This window comes from Arsenicibacter rosenii (genome assembly GCF_001870735.1).
GTDB classification, from domain to species: Bacteria; Bacteroidota; Bacteroidia; order Cytophagales; family Spirosomataceae; genus Arsenicibacter; species Arsenicibacter rosenii.
On sequence record NZ_MORL01000226.1, the window covers coordinates 1 to 631 of the forward strand.

General features: G+C 50.7%; 1 protein-coding gene. It reads left to right on the forward strand.

The features are described 5' to 3' along the window. Window positions 1-631: LamG domain-containing protein (locus BLX24_RS30975; protein ID WP_143092968.1), on the forward strand; the 631-nt coding region annotated here is incomplete at both ends.

Below are 631 nucleotides of genomic sequence, written 5' to 3' on the forward strand. Positions count from 1 at the left end.
GAAACGCGATGCCGGTGACCCCGACAAACCGGTTTTGGCTAAAACGGCGCGCGGTCAGGTGCTTGAACTGAACGGTGACACCTATGCCGATCTGCGGCATGTGGGTGTTTTCCGGAAATCAGAGCCGTTTACAATCGGTCTCCGGGCATGGTTTCCTAAAGGGTTTAAGGAAGGCGTTATTTTCCATAAAAGTAATGCCGAGCGGCTTTATAACTTCAAGGGCTATCAGCTGCTCCTGAAAAATAACAAGCTGGAAATCAGCATGGCCCATACGGCTCCGTCGAATGCAATTACACGAAAAAGCCATCAGCCGGTACCGCGCGAACGCTGGGTGCATCTGACCATGTCGTATGATGGCTCCGCCAAAGCGGATGGCTTCAGGCTGTTTCTCGACGGATCGGAACTACCAATGGAAACGGTGATAGATCAGTTATACAAAGACATCATCTTTTACGACAAAAAAAATGAACCGGCCCTGCAAATCGGCGGCTGGTGGCGTGGGCTGGGTTTTAAAGGCGGAAAAGTGGATGATATCGCAGTCTATAACCGTACATTGACGCCGTTTGAGATTAAGGTGCTGGCCAATAGTGAAAGCTGGAAGCCCATTGCCGGTAAATCGCCGGATACGTTG